Source organism: Streptomyces sp. NPDC025784, from assembly GCF_055558435.1.
This window is the reverse complement of record NZ_JBVHMN010000011.1, coordinates 345,039-362,309: the sequence shown is the minus strand read 5'-3', so window position 1 is coordinate 362,309 and position 17,271 is coordinate 345,039. Positions and strand designations below refer to the sequence as shown.

Annotated in this window: 13 protein-coding genes; 4 read left to right on the top strand and 9 right to left on the bottom strand. The window is 70.2% G+C overall.

Annotated features, from left to right (window positions below; translation table 11 throughout):
• Positions 1–260: 260 nt before the first annotated feature.
• From ACZ4IF_RS25710 to thyX, 3 genes are all read right to left on the bottom strand, one after another.
• Complete coding sequence (locus ACZ4IF_RS25710; RefSeq protein WP_467566683.1) at positions 261–1,946, bottom strand: ribonuclease J; 1,686 nt, start codon at positions 1,944–1,946, stop codon at positions 261–263.
• 137 nt (positions 1,947–2,083) lie between these two features.
• Positions 2,084–2,983 carry a 4-hydroxy-tetrahydrodipicolinate synthase gene (dapA, locus tag ACZ4IF_RS25705; RefSeq protein ID WP_467566680.1) on the bottom strand — a complete coding sequence of 300 codons (900 nt, stop codon included), beginning with the start codon at positions 2,981–2,983 and terminating at the stop codon, positions 2,084–2,086.
• 211 nt (positions 2,984–3,194) lie between these two features.
• Entirely contained in the window at positions 3,195–3,935 is a 741-nt protein-coding gene (gene thyX, locus ACZ4IF_RS25700; protein WP_426682448.1) for an FAD-dependent thymidylate synthase, read from the bottom strand.
• Positions 3,936–4,159: 224 nt separating this feature from the next.
• On the opposite strand from thyX, the gene ACZ4IF_RS25695 reads away from it, so the two are divergent.
• Positions 4,160–4,399, top strand: coding sequence for a hypothetical protein (locus ACZ4IF_RS25695; RefSeq protein WP_359492166.1), 240 nt, complete (start codon positions 4,160–4,162; stop codon positions 4,397–4,399).
• A gap of 90 nt (positions 4,400–4,489) precedes the next feature.
• Complete coding sequence (locus ACZ4IF_RS25690; protein WP_467566677.1) at positions 4,490–5,047, top strand: hypothetical protein; 558 nt, start codon at positions 4,490–4,492, stop codon at positions 5,045–5,047.
• 165 nt (positions 5,048–5,212) lie between these two features.
• Here the strand turns inward: ACZ4IF_RS25690 and ACZ4IF_RS25685 are convergent, their stop codons facing one another.
• From ACZ4IF_RS25685 to rpsO, 5 genes are all read right to left on the bottom strand, one after another.
• Positions 5,213–5,665, bottom strand: a complete 453-nt coding sequence (locus ACZ4IF_RS25685; protein ID WP_467566674.1) for a hypothetical protein — start codon at positions 5,663–5,665, stop codon at positions 5,213–5,215.
• 31 nt (positions 5,666–5,696) lie between these two features.
• On the bottom strand, positions 5,697–6,449 hold the full coding sequence (dapB, locus tag ACZ4IF_RS25680) for a 4-hydroxy-tetrahydrodipicolinate reductase (protein WP_345658515.1): 753 nt from the start codon (positions 6,447–6,449) through the stop codon (positions 5,697–5,699).
• Positions 6,450–6,475: 26 nt separating this feature from the next.
• A complete protein-coding gene (locus ACZ4IF_RS25675) occupies positions 6,476–7,855 on the bottom strand; it encodes a M16 family metallopeptidase (RefSeq protein WP_467566670.1) in 1,380 nt (459 codons plus the stop codon).
• Positions 7,852–10,068 (bottom strand): polyribonucleotide nucleotidyltransferase, encoded by a 2,217-nt coding sequence (locus tag ACZ4IF_RS25670; RefSeq protein WP_467566667.1) that lies wholly within the window; start codon positions 10,066–10,068, stop codon positions 7,852–7,854. The genes ACZ4IF_RS25675 and ACZ4IF_RS25670 overlap by 4 nt, the downstream gene beginning before the upstream one ends.
• A gap of 363 nt (positions 10,069–10,431) precedes the next feature.
• The gene (rpsO, locus tag ACZ4IF_RS25665) at positions 10,432–10,719 is read right to left on the bottom strand and encodes a 30S ribosomal protein S15 (protein ID WP_037741887.1); all 288 of its coding nucleotides are present in this window, start codon (positions 10,717–10,719) and stop codon (positions 10,432–10,434) included.
• A 265-nt stretch (positions 10,720–10,984) separates the two neighbouring features.
• On the opposite strand from rpsO, the gene ACZ4IF_RS25660 reads away from it, so the two are divergent.
• Positions 10,985–11,281, top strand: coding sequence for a DUF397 domain-containing protein (locus ACZ4IF_RS25660; protein ID WP_095937019.1), 297 nt, complete (start codon positions 10,985–10,987; stop codon positions 11,279–11,281).
• Positions 11,282–11,443: 162 nt separating this feature from the next.
• Here the strand turns inward: ACZ4IF_RS25660 and ACZ4IF_RS25655 are convergent, their stop codons facing one another.
• Positions 11,444–12,925, bottom strand: a complete 1,482-nt coding sequence (locus tag ACZ4IF_RS25655; protein ID WP_467566664.1) for an outer membrane protein assembly factor BamB family protein — start codon at positions 12,923–12,925, stop codon at positions 11,444–11,446.
• A 412-nt stretch (positions 12,926–13,337) separates the two neighbouring features.
• Between ACZ4IF_RS25655 and ACZ4IF_RS25650 the strand changes: the two genes are divergently transcribed.
• Complete coding sequence (locus ACZ4IF_RS25650) at positions 13,338–17,132, top strand: SCO5717 family growth-regulating ATPase (protein ID WP_467566661.1); 3,795 nt, start codon at positions 13,338–13,340, stop codon at positions 17,130–17,132.
• Positions 17,133–17,271 lie beyond the last annotated feature (139 nt).

The following is a 17,271-nucleotide window of genomic DNA, read 5'->3' as shown; positions in this document are numbered from 1 at the left end:
CCTTCGGTCTTGCGTTTCCGACTCTATCAGATCTTTCCGATCCGATTTCCTCGGTGCTTTCCAGGTTCCCGCTTTCGCGTTTCCCTTTCCGGCGGCTCCGACTTTATCAGAGATTCTGAGTCGGAATTTCCGCCCCGCTCGGGTGGTTCCAGGCACGCAGTTGTGCCGGGTTCCCGTTCAGGCGGAGCCGTAAACGTACTGGAGCGGGGCGCCCCGATGCAAATCGAGGCGCCCCGCTCGTGGTTGGCGCGTGTGCGAGGTCAGACCTCGACGACGACCGGGAGGATCATCGGGCGTCGGCGGTAGGTGTCGGAGACCCACTTGCCCAGCGTGCGGCGGATGAGTTGCTGCAGCTGGTGGGGCTCGACCACGCCGTCCTGGGCGGAGCGTTCCAGGACCTCGGTGATCTTCGGGAGGACGTCTCCGAAGGCGGAGTCGTCGATGCCGGAGCCCCGCGCCTGGACGTGCGGGCCGCCGGTGATCTTTCCGGTGCTGGAGTCCATCACCACGAAGACCGAGATGATGCCCTCGTCGCCCAGGATCTTGCGGTCCTTGAGCGCGGGCTCGCCGACGTCGCCGACCGAGAGGCCGTCGACGTACACGTATCCCGCCTGGACCTTGCCGGAGATCTTGGCCTTGCCCTCGACGAGGTCGACCACGACGCCGTCCTCGGCGATCACGATGCGGTCGTGCGGGACGCCGGTGAGAGCGCCGAGTTCGGCGTTGGCGCGCAGGTGCCGCCATTCGCCGTGGACCGGCATCAGGTTCCGCGGCTTGCAGATGTTGTAGAAGTACAGCAGCTCGCCGGCGGAGGCGTGGCCGGAGACGTGCACCTTGGCGTTGCCCTTGTGGACGACGTTCGCGCCCCAGCGGGACAGGCCGTTGATGACGCGGTAGACCGCGTTCTCGTTGCCCGGGATCAGGGACGAGGCCAGGATGACCGTGTCTCCCTGGACGATGCGGATCTGGTGGTCCCGGTTCGCCATCCTCGACAGGGCCGCCATCGGCTCGCCCTGGGAGCCCGTGCACACGAGCACGACCTCGTTGTCCGGGAGGTCGTCCAGTGTCTTGACGTCGACCACCAGGCCCGGCGGGACCTTCAGGTATCCGAGGTCGCGCGCGATGCCCATGTTGCGGACCATCGAGCGGCCGACGAAGGCGACCCGGCGGCCGTACTCGTGGGCCGCGTCGAGGATCTGCTGGATGCGGTGGACGTGGCTGGCGAAGCTCGCGACGATGATCCGCTTGTGGGCGCCGGCGAACACCTGGCGCAGCACGTTGGAGATGTCGCGCTCGGGCGGGACGAATCCCGGGACCTCGGCGTTGGTGGAGTCCGAGAGCAGGAGGTCGATGCCCTCCTCGCTCAGCCGTGCGAACGCGTGCAGGTCCGTGAGACGGCGGTCCAGCGGGAGCTGGTCCATCTTGAAGTCGCCGGTGTGGACGGCCATGCCCGCAGGGGTGCGGATGGCGACCGCGAGGGCGTCCGGGATGGAGTGGTTGACGGCGATGAACTCGCAGTCGAAGGGGCCGATGCGCTCACGATGACCCTCGGCCACTTCGAGCGTGTACGGACGGATGCGGTGCTCCTGGAGCTTCGCCTCGATGAGGGCGAGGGTCAGCTTGGAGCCGATGAGCGGGATGTCCGGCTTCTCGCGCAGGAGGAAGGGGACACCGCCGATGTGGTCCTCGTGGCCGTGCGTGAGGACGATGCCCTCGATGTCGTCGAGGCGGTCCCTGATGGATGTGAAGTCCGGCAGGATCAGGTCGATTCCGGGCTGCTCCTCCTCGGGGAAGAGCACTCCGCAGTCGACGATCAGCAGGCGGCCGCCGTATTCGAAGACCGTCATGTTCCGGCCGATTTCGCCGAGGCCGCCGAGCGGGGTGACCCGGAGGCCGCCCTCGGGGAGCTTGGGCGGCGGGCCGAGTTCAGGATGCGGATGACTCAAAAGACTCTCCTCACCACGCGCGCCACGTACCTGGTAGGGCACGTGGCGCGCGTGACGTTCGTGCAATAGCAGTTGTCTGTGTGGGGTGCAGGCCGGTGGCCTGCGGGATCATGCGTATTCAGTTGTGAAGTCTGTGATTAGAGCTGTACCCCGCCGGCGGCAAGATCGATCTTGAGCTGGGTGGTCTCCTCGGGCGACAGCTCGACCATAGGGGCGCGCAGCGGCCCGGCGGGCAGGCCCTGGAGGGTGAGCGCGGCCTTGGTGGTCATGACGCCCTGGGTGCGGAACATCCCGGTGAAGACCGGGAGCAGCTTCTGGTGGATCTCGGTGGCCTTCTGGACGTCGCCCGAGAGGTAGGCGTCGAGCATGGCGCGCAGGTCCGGGGTGACGACGTGGCCGACGACGGAGACGAAGCCGACCGCTCCCACGGAGAGCAGGGGCAGGTTCAGCATGTCGTCGCCGGAGTACCAGGCGAGGCCGGAGCGGGCGATGGCCCAGCTGGCTCGGCCGAGGTCTCCCTTGGCGTCCTTGTTGGCGACGATGCGCGGGTGCGCGGCGAGGCGCACGATCGTCTCCGTGTTGATCGGCACGCCGCTGCGGCCCGGGATGTCGTAGAGCATCACCGGCAGCTCGGTCGCGTCGGCGATGGCCGAGAAGTGCCGGTAGAGGCCCTCCTGAGGGGGCTTGTTGTAGTACGGCGTGACGGTCAGCAGGCCGTGCGCGCCGACCTTCTCGGCGGCACGTGCCAGCTCGATGCTGTGGTGGGTGTCGTTCGTGCCGACGCCGGCGACGATGTGGGCGCGGTCGCCGACCGCCTCCAGCACGGCTCGTACGAGGTCCGCTTTCTCCGCGTCGCTGGTGGTCGGGGACTCGCCGGTGGTGCCGTTGATGATCAGGCCGTCGTTGCCTGCGTCCACCAGGTGTGCGGCGAGCCGCTGTGCGCCGTCGAGGTCGAGTGCGCCGTCCGCCGTGAAGGGCGTGACCATGGCGGTGAGGACCCTCCCGAAGGGGGTCTGCGGAGTGGAGGTCGGAGCCATGGGTAACACGCTACTCGCTGCTCAACGCGTGGTCTGCCCTCGGGGGACACGACAAAGCACGACAAATGCGGAGCCCGGCACTGCCTGCTCGGGGGTTCAAGCAGTGCCGGGTCCGTTTGATCAGGCTAGATGAACTTCTCGAAATGCCGCAATACGGACACCTCGCTCGGTTGATCCGTACATCTGTACCGCGCGGTGCGCGGGGCGCGCGCTACGGCGCCACACGACCGTTCGCATTGAAGGCCGCGTAGGTGAGCGGCATGAGTCGGGCCCACTCCGCCTCCATCCGCTCCCCCACCATCTCGATCTCCCGCTGCGGGAAGGACGGCACCTTCGCCAGCTCGTGCTGGGTGCGCAGGCCGAGGAAGTGCATCAGCGAGCGCGCGTTGCACGTGGCGTACATCGAGGAGAAGAGGCCGACCGGGAGGACCGCGCGGGCCACTTCCCGGGCCACACCGGCGGCGAGCATCTCCTGGTAGGCCTCGTACGCCTGGCGGTACGAGTCCTCCATCACGCGGCCCGTGAGCTCCTGCTGCGCCTGCGTGCCCTCGACGAAGACGTACTTGCCGGGGCGGCCCTCCTGGACCAGCTTGCGGGACTCGTCCGGGACGTAGAAGACGGGCTGGAGCTCCCGGTACCGGCCCGATTCCTCGTTGTACGACCAGCCGACGCGGTGCCGCATGAACTCGCGGAAGACGAAGATCGGGGCACTGATGAAGAAGGTCATCGAGTTGTGCTCGAAGGGGCTGCCGTGACGGTCCCGCATGAGGTAGTTGATCAGGCCCTTCGAACGCTCCGGGTCCTTCTGCAGCTCGTCCAGGGACTGCTCCCCCGCGGTGGAGACACGGGCGGCGAACAGCACGTCGGCGTCGGACGCGGTGTGCTTGATCAGCTCGACGGTGACATCGCTGCGGAAGCTGGGCTTGAGGTCGTCGGCGGGGGTGTCGGTCACGGTGCGGAAGGTCCTTCCCATCACAGGCTCGGGCGGCGCCCACTCTACGGGCCGCCACTGACAACGGGGCGTTCGGTACCGTGCCGCGACATTCGGCAGCGAACTTCTGCGAATTCGGTGATTCTGGGCACCTCTTGAGACAATCGCTCGTCTGTATGGGTGACGGTGACTGCGTTCGAGTCACCGCCGCCCGCACACCCACGAGTCTCAGAGGAAGCCGCCCCATGTTCCGTCGGCGCGAGCCCGTCCCGTTCGCCTTCATCGCCGAAGCCGACACGTTCCGCAGCAACGTCACTCCCCCGCCCCGCGAGCGGGCCTCCGCCGGACAGATAGCCGGCCGGTGGCTGATAGGGCTCACCGTGGTCGCCGGACTCGCCGGCTCCCTGGTCCTCGGGATGCCCGCTCTCTCGCAGGACCAGTCACCTGCCACGACGCAGCACTCCGAGGCGTCGGACGGCCGCTGACTCTTCCGGACCCCCAAGGGTGGTGAGCGGGCATGGGGCTCGATAGCCTCACCGGGCACAGCCCATGCGTGGATCGAGTGAGGATCAGTCGTGCCCCTGCCCTTCCTGACGGCGGACCGTGCCTTTGACGAGGCGGCGGACGACCTCGCGCTGCCCTTCGACGACCTCGACCGCTGGCGGCGCCCCTACCGGCCCGGACCGTGGCGGGTGGGCGCGGCCGCGCTCGTCCTGCTGCTCGCTTCGTACGTGCTCGTCGCCGCGGTGATCATCGCCGTGGCCGGGACCCTCGCCGCGGCGGTGGCCTGTCTGGTCGGCGCCCTGGTCGCGATACTGGCCGCGCTCCGGCTGCTGCGCATGGGCGTCTGGGTCAGTGCGCGGGGGCTGCGCAGAGTGGGCTTCTTCGTCACGCGCACGGCGCCGTGGCAGCAGGTCGTCGCCGTGCGGACCGTGCAGCAGCCGGTGCGCTGGCTCGGTCTGCCGCGCACCGTCCAGGGTCAGGCCCTGGTCCTCGTGCGCCAGGACCGCGCCGCTGAGGACCTTCCGCCGCTGCTGACCACGCACAACGCCGACTTCCTGGCACGTTCGGAGGCCTTCGAGCGGTCCGCTGACACCATCGAGGTGTGGGCGGACGAGTACCGGCGCGGCTGACAGACACACCTGCGCGGCACGGCGACGGCACGCCGCACGCGCCTCACGACATGACGAAAGGGCCGGTCCGCGGTGCCGGACCGGCCCTTTCGCGTCGCTCGATCCCGGGACGCAGCGGCCCCGGAGCGCTCGCGCCTCACACGCGATGCCGGTCGGGCCCCGAGGCTATGCCTCCAGCGTTCTGCCCTCGCGCAGGGCGATGGCACGTTGCATCGCCCTGCGGGCGCGCGGGGTGTCGCGGGCGTCGTGGTAGGCGACCGCCAGACGGAACCAGCTGCGCCAGTCGTCCGGGGCGTCCTCGGTCTCGGCCTTGCGCTTGGCGAACACCTGGTCGGCCGAGTCGCGGTCGATACGGCCGCCCGCGGTGCGCTTCAGCTCGTCCACGGGCAGTCCGCCCTCGGCGTCGAGTTCGGCGGCCAGTCGGTTGGCCTTGCGGACGAACTGGGTGTTCTTCCACAGGAACCAGATACCGATGACCGGCAGGATCAGCACCGCGACACCGAAGGTGACGGTGATCAGGGTGCCGTTCTGGATGAGGAACACGCCCCGGCTGCCGACCAGGACGAAGTAGACGACCAGGACGGCGGCCGTGACGGCATAGGTGATCTTCGCGCGCATGTCTGCCAGCTATCTGTGTCCGTCCCCCGGCTCAGCCGAGGTCCAGGAAGTTTTCCAGGCCGAAGGTGAGGCCGGGTGTGGTCACCACGCGGCGGACACCGAGCAGGATGCCCGGCATGAAGCTGCTGTGGTGCAGGGAGTCGTGGCGGATGGTGAGCGTCTCGCCCTCCCCGCCGAGCAGGACCTCCTGGTGGGCCAGCAGGCCGCGCAGGCGGACCGCGTGCACCGGGACGCCGTCGACGTCCGCTCCGCGGGCGCCGTCCAGGGCGGTGACCGTGGCGTCGGGCTGCGGGGCGCTGCCCGCACGCTCACGGGCGGCGGCGATGAGCTGAGCGGTGCGCGTGGCGGTGCCGCTGGGAGCGTCCACCTTGTTCGGGTGGTGCAGCTCGACGACCTCGACGGACTCGAAGTACGGCGCGGCGACCTCGGCGAACTTCATGGTCAGGACGGCGCCGATGGAGAAGTTGGGCGCGATGAGCACGCCCGTCTCCGGGGACGCGGCCAGCGAGGTGTTGAGCTGCGCGAGGCGTTCGTCGGTCCAGCCGGTCGTACCGACCACGGCGTGGATGCCGTGCCGGACGCAGAAGTCGAGGTTGCCCATCACCGAGCCCGGCGTGGTCAGCTCGACGACGACCTCCGCGCCGGCCTCGACCAGCGACTCCAGCTTGTCGCCGCGGCCCAGCGCACCCACCAGCTCCATGTCCTCGGCGGCCTCGACGGCTCGTACCGCCTCGGATCCGATCCGGCCCTTGGCACCGAGGACCGCCACGCGCAGCTTGCTCATTGCTTCGTTCCTTACAGAGACGGGATTTACGCGACCGCTTCGTGCAGACGGGACGCCTGCTTGTCCTTGAGCGGGCCGATGACCGACAGCGAGGGACGCTGTCCCAGGATGTCGCGGGCGACCGACCGGACCTCGTCCGGGGTGACCGCGGCTATCCGGGCCAGCATGTCGTCGACGGACATCTGCTCGCCCCAGCACAGCTCACTCTTGCCGATACGGTTCATCAGCGCACCGGTGTCCTCCAGACCGAGGACGGTGGAGCCTTGGAGCTGGCCGACGGCGCGGCCGATCTCGTCGTCCGAGAGGCCGTGCTCGGCGACCTGGTCGAGCTCGTCGCGGCAGAGCTTGAGCACGTCGTGGACCTGGCTCGGGCGGCAGCCCGCGTACACGCCGAAGAGGCCGCAGTCGGCGAAGCCCGAGGTGTACGAGTACACGCTGTAGGCCAGGCCGCGCTTCTCACGGACCTCCTGGAAGAGGCGCGAGGACATGCCGCCGCCGAGGGCGGTGTTCAGCACGCCGAGCGCCCAGCGGCGGTCGTCCGTGCGGGCCAGGCCGGGCATGCCGAGAACGACGTGGGCCTGCTCGGTCTTGCGGCCGAGGAGCTCGACACGGCCCGAGGTGCGGATGGACCGGCGGCCGTCGCGCGGGGCGATGGGGGTCGCGGCGGGGCTCCGGAACGCGCCGGCCTTCTCGAAGGCGGCACGGACCTGGCGGACCACCTTGTTGTGGTCGACGTTGCCCGCGCAGGCCACGACCAGGTGCGTCGGGTCGTAGTGCTTCTTGTAGAAGCGGCGGATGCGGTCCGCGGTGAGGGCGTTGACGGTGTCGACCGTGCCGAGGACCGGGCGGCCGAGGGGGTTGTCGCCGAACATCGTGTGCGCGAACAGGTCGTGCACGCAGTCGCCCGGGTCGTCCTCGGTCATCGCGATCTCTTCGAGGATGGCGCCGCGCTCCACGTTCACGTCGTCCTCGAGGATGAGCGAGCCGGTGAGCATGTCGCAGACCACGTCGATGGCGAGCGGGAGGTCGGTGTCGAGCACGCGCGCGTAGTAGCACGTGTACTCCTTCGCCGTGAACGCGTTCATCTCGCCGCCGACCGCGTCTAGGGCGGCGGAGATGTCCAGGGCGGACCGGCGGGCGGTTCCCTTGAAGAGCAGGTGCTCCAGGTAGTGCGTGGCGCCGTTCAGCGACGGCGTCTCGTCGCGGGAGCCCACGTGCGCCCAGATGCCGAAGGTGGCGGAGCGGACCGAGGGCAGAGTCTCGGTGACGATGCGCAGGCCACCGGGGAGGGTGGTCTTGCGGACCGTGCCGATGCCGTTCTCACCCTTGATGAGGGTTTGGGTACGGGCGACGGCCCGCGCCTCCGAAGAGGTGCGGGCCGTCGTCGTGGAGCTACTCGACGTCACTTGTCGGTGTCGTCCTTCTTCTCATCGTCGCCTTCGCCCTCGACCACGGGGATCAGGGAGAGCTTGCCGCGGGAGTCGATCTCGGCGATCTCGACCTGGACCTTCTGGCCCACACCGAGGACGTCCTCGACGTTCTCCACGCGCTTGCCGCCGGCGAGCTTGCGGATCTGCGAGATGTGCAGCAGACCGTCCTTGCCCGGGAGCAGCGACACGAACGCACCGAAGGTCGTCGTCTTCACGACGGTGCCCAGGTAGCGCTCGCCGACCTCCGGCATGGTCGGGTTGGCGATGCCGTTGATCGTGGCGCGGGCGGCCTCGGCGGCCGGGCCGTCGGCGGCACCGATGTAGATGGTGCCGTCGTCCTCGATCGTGATCTCGGCGCCGGTGTCCTCCTGGATCTGGTTGATCATCTTGCCCTTGGGGCCGATGACCTCACCGATCTTGTCCACGGGGATCTTGACGGTGATGATCCGCGGGGCGTTCGGGGACATCTCGTCCGGCGTGTCGATCGCTTCCATCATCACGTCGAGGATGTGGAGGCGGGCGTCACGGGCCTGCTTGAGCGCGGCGGCCAGGACCGACGCCGGGATGCCGTCGAGCTTCGTGTCCAGCTGGAGGGCCGTGACGAAGTCCTTCGTGCCGGCGACCTTGAAGTCCATGTCACCGAACGCGTCCTCGGCACCGAGGATGTCGGTGAGGGCGACGTAGTGCGTCTGGCCGTCGATCTCCTGGGAGATCAGGCCCATGGCGATACCGGCGACGGGGGCCTTGAGGGGCACACCGGCGTTCAGCAGCGACATGGTGGAGGCGCAGACCGAGCCCATGGACGTCGAGCCGTTGGAGCCGAGGGCCTCGGACACCTGACGGATCGCGTAGGGGAACTCCTCGCGGGTCGGCAGGACCGGCACGAGCGCACGCTCGGCGAGCGCGCCGTGGCCGATCTCGCGACGCTTCGGGGAGCCGACGCGGCCCGTCTCACCGACGGAGTAGGGCGGGAAGTTGTAGTTGTGCATGTAGCGCTTGCGGGTCACCGGGGAAAGGGTGTCCAGCTGCTGCTCCATGCGGAGCATGTTGAGGGTGGTGACGCCCAGGATCTGGGTCTCGCCACGCTCGAACAGCGCCGAACCGTGGACCCGCGGGATGGCCTCGACCTCGGCGGCGAGCGTACGGATGTCCGTGACGCCGCGGCCGTCGATGCGGATCTTGTCCTTGATGACGCGCTCGCGGACCAGCTTCTTGGTCAGCGCGCGGTACGCGGCGGAGATCTCCTTCTCGCGGCCCTCGAACTGCGGGAGCAGCTTCTCGGCGGCGATCTCCTTGACGCGGTCCAGCTCGGCCTCGCGGTCCTGCTTGCCGGCGATGGTGAGCGCCTGTGCGAGCTCGCTCTTGACCGCGGCGGTCAGGGCCTCGAGGACGTCGTCCTCGTAGTCCAGGAAGATCGGGAACTCGGCGGTCGGCTTGGCGGCCTTCGCGGCGAGGTCCGACTGCGCCTTGCACAGGACCTTGATGAAGGGCTTCGCGGCGTCGAGGCCGGCGGCCACGACCTCCTCGGTCGGCGCCTCGGCGCCGCCCTTGACCAGCTGGATCGTCTTGGCGGTGGCCTCGGCCTCGACCATCATGATCGCGACGTCGCCGTCCTCCAGGACGCGACCGGCGACGACCATGTCGAAGACTGCGTCCTCGAGCTCGGTGTGCGTCGGGAAAGCGACCCACTGGCCGTTGATCAGCGCGACGCGGACGCCGCCGACCGGGCCGGAGAAGGGCAGACCGGCCAGCTGCGTGGACGCGGAGGCGGCGTTGATCGCCACGACGTCGTACAGGTGGTCGGGGTTGAGCGCCATGATCGTGGCGACGACCTGGATCTCGTTGCGAAGGCCCTTCTTGAAGGACGGACGCAGCGGACGGTCGATGAGACGGCAGGTGAGGACCGCGTCCTCGGAGGGACGGCCCTCACGGCGGAAGAAGCTGCCGGGGATCTTGCCGGCGGCGTACATCCGCTCCTCGACGTCCACCGTGAGGGGGAAGAAGTCGAGCTGGTCCTTGGGCTTCTTGGAAGCGCTGGTGGCCGACAGCACCATGGTGTCGTCGTCCAGGTACGCGACGGCGGAGCCGGCAGCCTGCTTGGCCAGGCGGCCCGTCTCGAAGCGGATGGTGCGGGTGCCGAAGGAGCCGTTGTCGATGACGGCCTCGGCGTAGTGGGTCTCGTTCTCCACTAGCGTTTTCTCCTCGTCTTCGTCCTGTCCTGCCCGTGTGGCAGGGGGACGGTGGCGGAGAGACGCGCCTTCTGGTGCGGGCCGGTCTTCGATCGAAGCACCCGGGGCTCGCTTCCCCCCGGGGGCCACTACCGAGGACCGGCGGCGGCGAGGTGCGCTTCTCCTCGTTCGTGTCGTGACGGGCCCTACCCGGCGGGCACGGCCCCATCACGCTGTGTCGTACGTGCTGTGTCCTGCGTATTGCGTTGTGCTACCACACTACAAAGCGTCAGTGACACTCCGCACGTACAGAGACGTACAGCAGCACGTACAGCAAAAGGAGCGGTCCCCAAAAGATGTGGGAACCGCTCCCTTCACGGCGTCTTACTTGGCGCCCGCCGCACCGCGGCGGATGCCCAGGCGGTCGACCAGCGCACGGAAGCGCTGGATGTCCTTCTTGGCCAGGTACTGCAGCAGGCGGCGACGCTGACCGACCAGGATCAGCAGACCACGGCGGGAGTGGTGGTCGTGCTTGTGGGTCTTGAGGTGCTCGGTCAGGTCCGAGATGCGGCGCGAGAGCATGGCGACCTGGACCTCGGGGGAGCCGGTGTCGCCCTCCTTCTGACCGAACTCGCTGATGATCTGCTTCTTCGTAGCGGCGTCGAGCGACACGCGTACTCCTCGTAGTCTCTGAGTGGCCACCGAGTGCCCCTGGTCCACTTCTCAGGGGAGCTTCCGTTACTCGGGAGGCGGGGATCCGCTGGGCGCGGCCTCCAGAGCGCGAGGCTCCGGGGGTGCGTACACAAACGGCCGTCACACAGGGTACCAGCCCGGCAGGACCGGCCCGTCCGCCTCCCCGAACCCGGCCGACCGCGCGGACCTGGCCACTACTGTGACGGCACAGGTCATTCGCACGTGGGGAAGGGGCCGCCGGAACATGGCCGAGGAAGCGGACAAGGACGTGAAGGCGCGCAAGGAGCGGGAGAAGAACGAGCTCTACGCCCTCGACATCTCGGGCGTCGAATGGCACAGCGCCCCGGGTACGGAGGAGCACGAGGAGCGGGTCGAGATCGCGTATCTGCCCGAGGGCGCGGTGGCCATGCGGTCCTCCCTCGACCCGGACACGGTCCTTCGGTACACGGAGGCGGAGTGGCGGGCCTTCGTGCTCGGCGCGCGGGACGGGGAGTTCGACCTGGAACCCGCGCCGCACAACGGTGGTCCGGCGACGCTCTAGCGGTCCCGGAGGCACCGCGGTGCGAGGGGCAGACGGGGACGGACGAGGGCCGGCGCGGGACCGTGTCTCCGCGCCGGCCCTCGTCTCTGTGACGGGTGGGCCTCCCGCGTCGTGACGGGTGGGCCTCCCGCGTCGTGACCGGTCGGTCTTCGCCGTGACGGGTCAGCGCACGTTGCCGATGCCGACCGCGGCCGGCACCGGGTCGTCGGGGTGCGCGGCGGACGCCGAGAGCTGGCGGGGCGAGAAGAACGCCCTGCCGTGCTCGAAGAGGATGTCGGACCACTCGGGGGTCTCCATGCGAGTGGTGCCGTCCGGCAGATTGAAGAAGAGGAACGGCGTCTGCTTCCCGGTGGCGGGATCGATGCTCACGACGGCGGCGGGTCCGACGGTGTCGGCACTCGGCCGGTAGGCCAGGAGCTGGTCCCCGTTCATCTTCACGGGCCACAGCGGCTGGAGCGGCCGTCCGTCGAACTTCCGCAGGCTCTTGCCCGTATGCACGTCGTAGGCCACGATCCAGTTCTCCGGCTGGTCGATCTCGCCGTCGTCCTTGCTCGCGACGAACAACGCGTCCTTGCCCACGACCAGCGCGTAGCAGTTCTCCATGGCTCCGAAGTACTGCGTCCCGTCGAAGGAGCTGCCGCACATCGGGTCGAAACGGCCGCCCTTCATGGAGATGGTGGCGCTGTGGCGGCCCTGGTCGTCCAGGGTGATCAGGTCGGTCACCGTGTAGTCCCCCGCGCCGACGGCGATGACCGGTGGATCGGAGGACGGCAGGTAGACCTCCGAGATGTTCTTCGTCATCTTGTAGGTCCACTGCGGCTTCCCGGTGCGCGGGTCGATCTTCTGCACCCGGTACGCGTGCTCGGACTCGTCTCCGCAGCGCAGCAGGACCAGCAGACTGCGGCCGCCCGCGAACCCCTTGTCCTCGCACGTGGTGACACCGGTGCTCTTCCACAACTGCTTGCCGTCGGCCATGCCGTAGGCGACGGAGCCGTTGCCCCACGCCACCGCGACCGTGCCACGCGCCATGGTGAGGTTCGTGTTGGTGACGTACGCGCTCTTCGCGTCGGGCATCGTCGCCGTCCACAGCTTCTTGCCGGTGTCGAGGTCGAAGAAGACGACCTCGTCGCAGACACCGGCGTCCTTGGTGCCCTTGCGCTTGGCCGGCTGGACGACGACGGCGGTACGCCCGTCCGCGGTGACGTGCTTCGTCGTCGCGCAGATGTGCCCGTCCAGCTCGATGGTCCAGGCCTTCTTGTCCCACTCGCCGAACTTGAAGCCCATGAGCTGGTTCTTGATGCCCTTGGCGAAGATCTTGTCGGTCGCCCAGGTGCCGGGGGCGTACCGCGTCTCGTCGTCCTTGAACTTCTCCTCGTCGTGGTCGACGACGAGTTCACCCTCCGGGGTGCGGGGGACCCGCTCGACCGTCTCCCTGATCTCGTCAGGGGCCTGCGGGACGGCCACCGCCTTCTTCGACGGGCCGTCGTCACCGTTCGCGTGCATGAGGAGCCAGCCGCCCGCGCACAGCGCCACGACGAGTACGGCGGCCACGACGCCGAACAGCCTTGTGCGGCGCCGTCTTCGCTCGTTGTCCGCCGTCAACGCGGACTGGGTGTACGGGGAGGGAGGCGGGCCGAAGCTCACGCGGAGAAGTCCTTTCGGAGGGAACCGTTCGGTGGCGGGGGAACCCCCAACTATGCATGCCGCTTGATCGTGTACATACAGCGGGCAGCGGGTCTGTCGCGATGGCTTCGTTTGTCCGCATTGAAGGTCAATCGTGAGCGTGCGCAAGCAACTTCTGGGCAGGGTGTGACGTAGCGGGCGGCCGCGGTGGGGTGGACGGGCCTGCCCTTGTGACAGTCATGGTGATTAGGCTGGGACAGGGCGCGACGCCAGAACCCGTGGAGGGGCCGATCGCGTCTCAGGGGGAGCCGGGTCAATTCGGACGACCTCGTACGACTTCGGACGACCAAAAGCGTCAACGGACGCCGGCGGACGACAAGAAAACGGTCGCCCCGGCACGGCTTGAGGGTGCTCGACCACACCAGGAGGAATTGTGAACAGCGATCGGGACGGGATCCGCGGGGGCTGGGCCACACCCGGCGATGACCAGTCCGACGCGGAGTCCGCCGTCGAGACGACGGGCGAGTTCACCATCGACTACGCGCCGCCCGCCTGGTACACGCAGAACGCGTCGGGGACTCCGGCGAACTCCGGTGGCGCGGAGGAGGAGGCGGCTCCGGCTCCCTCGACGGCTGCGGACTCCTCGGCTCCGTCAACTCCCCCGGTGACCGAGGCTCCTTCGGGCCCCGCGGCTTCTGACGACCTTTCAGCGGCGCCGGAGACGGCGGAGGCACCTGCCTCGCAGGCTCCGGGTGCGGCGCCCGTCGCGGACGCCGGCAGTCCGACGGCGCTGCCGAACATTCCCGTGGGCGGGTACCAGAGCCAGTGGGCGCCGCCTCCGGCCGCTCCGGTGGCCCCGGTTCCGCCGCCGGCCCCCGTCGCTCCCCTGGGCGCCTCCGACGAGATCGAGTCCGGCAATGGGGACCTGGAGAGCGGCGCCACCATGCGGATCTCTCCTGTCGCGCTGAAGCGGGAGTTCGCGGAACGTGCCGCCGCGGGCCAGGAGCAGCCCGAGAACGCGGACGGGTCCGGGGAGGGGTCCGAGCCGGACCCGGATGCTCCGGCCGCGGCCCGCGTCACGTCCGCACCCGGCTCCGCCGCGTCGGACGCCGACTCCGTCGCGGACGCTTCCGAGACTTCCGAAGCAGCGGAGGCCCACGTCGGTGACGACGTGCGGCATGCCGACGCACAGGAGGACGCACCGGGGACGGCGAGCGAGGCGGACGCCGCTGCCGACCCCGAGGGCGTCGTGGACGGCGGCTCCGACGTGGGTGCCGAGGACGCCGCGGCGGACGAGCCGACGGCGGAGGCTGCCGGGGCGGTGGACGACGCGTCCGGTACGGCCGACTCCGTCGACGCCTCCGATGTCGCCGACGGGCCTGATGTCGCCGATGCGCCTGGTGTCGCCGATGCCTCTGACACCTCCGACGCTTCGGACGGTTCCGACGCTTCGGACGGTTCCGACGCTTCCGGAGAGCCCGATGTCGTCGCGGACGCCGTGGCGCCGGTGTCCGCCGGCGCGGGCGACGAGGCCGCCGACGCCGTACCGCACGACGTGGTCCCCGCCGACGCGGTGGACGGCGGCGTGAGCGAGGCCGTCCATGACGACGTACGCGACGAGGCGGGCGACGAGAGCCGTGACGACGTGAGCGACGCGGTGCCGCAGGATGCCGAGGCGGCCGAAGCGGAGCCCGAGGACGCCCGGCCGCTGGACGTGCCCCAGGACGCCGTGCCCGTCGACCGACCCGGCGCGCCCGAGGGCGTGCAGGACGCGCCTCCCGCCTGGGCTCCCCCGCCGCTGCCGCAGGGCGGGCTGCCGCCCCTGCCGCCCGCGTACCAGCCCGCCGCTCCCGCTCCCGCGGCCCAGTGGCCGGCGTCCGACGAGCCCGCGAAGCCCGAGCCCTCGGGGGCCGAGCCGGCCCAGGCACGGACGCCGCCGCAGTTCCAGCCGTCGGCGCCCGCCCCGGGACATCCGTTCCAGCCGCCCGCGCCGGCGCCCGGGCAGCCCTTCCAGCCCCCGATGCCCGCCCCGGCGCCCGGCCAGGCCTTCCAGCCTCCCGCGCCCGCCCCGGCTCCCGGCCGGCCGTTCCAGCCGCCGGCCCCGCAGCCGGCGCCTCCCGCGTGGCCCTCTTCCGGTGGGCCCGCGTCGACGCCGCCGGCGCAGGGACCCATGTCGGTGACACCGCCCGCCCACGGCAACCCCGTTCCGGTTCCGCCGCAGAGTCACGCACCGGCGCCGGGCGCCCCTGCTCCCGAAGCGCCCGCCGCGGCCCCCGCTCCAGTCCCGCCGCAGGGCAGCTACGGCTTCCCCCAGCCGAGCACTCCGGCCCCGAGCCCCACCCCGCAGGGCAGCTACGGCTTCCCGCAGCCGGGCGCTCCGGCCCCCGCGCCGACCCCGGCCGCCACCCCTGAACCGCCGGCCCCGGCTGCCGCCAACCCGCCCGCTCCGGGCTCCGGTTACGGCTTCCCGCAGCAGAGCACGGCGGCCCAGGACGCGCCGGCGCCCAACCCGCCTGCCCCGGCTCCCGGTTACGGCTTCCCGCAGCCGACCACGCCCCCGGCAGCACCGCAGGCCCAGGGTGCGCAGCAGGGCTACGGATTCCCGCAGGCCCCCGCCGCCCCTGTCCCGCAGCCCGGCTACGACCTCCCCCGGCCGTCCGCGGCGCCCGCGCACTCGGAGGTGCCCGGCGCGGCGCCGTCGCCGCTCCCGTCGGCGCAGGCGGCTCCTCCCCACCCGGCCCAGCCGGGACCGGCGCAGCAGCAGCCGCAGCCCGCCGCCCCGCACGTGCCGCAGCAGCCCACGGGTACCGCTCCCGTCGACCCCCGTACGGGGACGGCCTGGCCGCAGCCCGTGCAGCACGACCAGCGCCAGCCCACCAACCCGGGCGCGGCCCCGCTCGGCTACACCGCCGCGGTGGAGCTCTCCTCCGACCGACTGCTCAACAACAAGAAGCAGAGGCCCAAGAGCGGTCGTCCCGCCGCCGCGTCGTCGCGGTTCAAGCTGGGCGGCAAGAAGGAGGAGGCCGAGCGGCAGCGGAAGCTGGAGCTGATCCGCACACCGGTGCTGTCGTGCTACCGCATCGCCGTGATCAGCCTCAAGGGCGGTGTGGGCAAGACGACCACCACCACCGCGCTCGGTGCGACGCTCGCCAGCGAGCGTCAGGACAAGATCCTCGCGATCGACGCCAACCCGGACGCCGGTACGCTCGGCCGCCGCGTGCGCCGCGAGACCGGCGCCACGATCCGTGACCTCGTCCAGGCGATCCCTTACATCAACTCGTACATGGACATCCGGCGGTTCACCTCCCAGGCCCCCTCCGGGCTGGAGATCATCGCCAACGACGTCGACCCGGCCGTGTCCACGACCTTCAACGACGAGGACTACCGGCGTGCGATCGACGTACTGGGCAAGCAGTACCCGATCATCCTGACCGACTCGGGTACCGGTCTGCTGTACAGCGCCATGCGCGGTGTGCTCGACCTCGCCGACCAGCTCATCATCATCTCGACGCCGTCCGTCGACGGTGCGAGCAGCGCCAGTACGACGCTGGACTGGCTGTCCGCGCACGGGTACGCGGACCTCGTGTCCCGGTCCATCACGGTGATCTCCGGAGTGCGCGAGACCGGCAAGATGATCAAGGTGGACGACATCGTCAGCCACTTCGAGACGCGCTGCCGCGGCGTCGTGGTCGTGCCGTTCGACGAGCACCTGTCCGCGGGTGCCGAGGTCGACCTCGACATGATGCGGCCCAAGGTGCGGGAGGCCTACTTCAACCTCTCGGCAATGGTGGCCGAGGACTTCGCGCGGCACCAGCAGTCGCACGGGCTGTGGACGAACGACGGCAACCCGCCGCCGGTGGCCGCCCCGCCGATGCCGGGTCAGTACGTGCCCGGGCAGCCCGTCCCCGGACAGCAGGCTCCAGGGCAGCACAACCCCGGGCAGGTTCCGCAGCCGAGTGGTCCGCAGCCCGGACAGCCCTACGGCCGGCCCGGCCAGCCCTACCCGCAGCCGGGACAGCCCTACCCGCCGCAGCCCGGTCAGGCGTACCCGCAGCCGGGTCTGCCGCCGCAGGCCCCCCAGAGCCAGGCCCAGCAGCCGCAGCCGCAGCCGCAGCCGGGACAGCCTTACGCGCAGCCCGGGCAGCCTTACCAGCCCGCGCAGCCGGCGCCGGGGCAGCCGTACCAGCCGCACCAGGGCCAGACGCCGCCCCCGCCGCCTCAGCAGTAACCCGATCGGCCCCTCCTGAGGGACCGATTCACGCTCGGGCCCGCACCGTCCACGGACGGAGCGGGCCCTTCGTGTGTGCAGGGACGTCTTGAGCCGTCAGGCCGTCACCAGGGCGGCTTCACCGGTCTGAACCAATGAG

Excerpts from the sequence above, each read along its gene's own strand:
- ACZ4IF_RS25685 (WP_467566674.1), bottom strand. The coding sequence starts at position 5,665 with ATGCGCGCGAAGATCACCTATGCCGTCACGGCCGCCGTCCTGGTCGTC.
- ACZ4IF_RS25660 (WP_095937019.1), top strand. The coding sequence starts at position 10,985 with ATGGCCGAGGAAGCGGACAAGGACGTGAAGGCGCGCAAGGAGCGGGAG.
- ACZ4IF_RS25695 (WP_359492166.1), top strand. The coding sequence starts at position 4,160 with ATGTTCCGTCGGCGCGAGCCCGTCCCGTTCGCCTTCATCGCCGAAGCC.
- dapA (WP_467566680.1), bottom strand. The coding sequence starts at position 2,983 with ATGGCTCCGACCTCCACTCCGCAGACCCCCTTCGGGAGGGTCCTCACC.
- dapB (WP_345658515.1), bottom strand. The coding sequence starts at position 6,449 with ATGAGCAAGCTGCGCGTGGCGGTCCTCGGTGCCAAGGGCCGGATCGGA.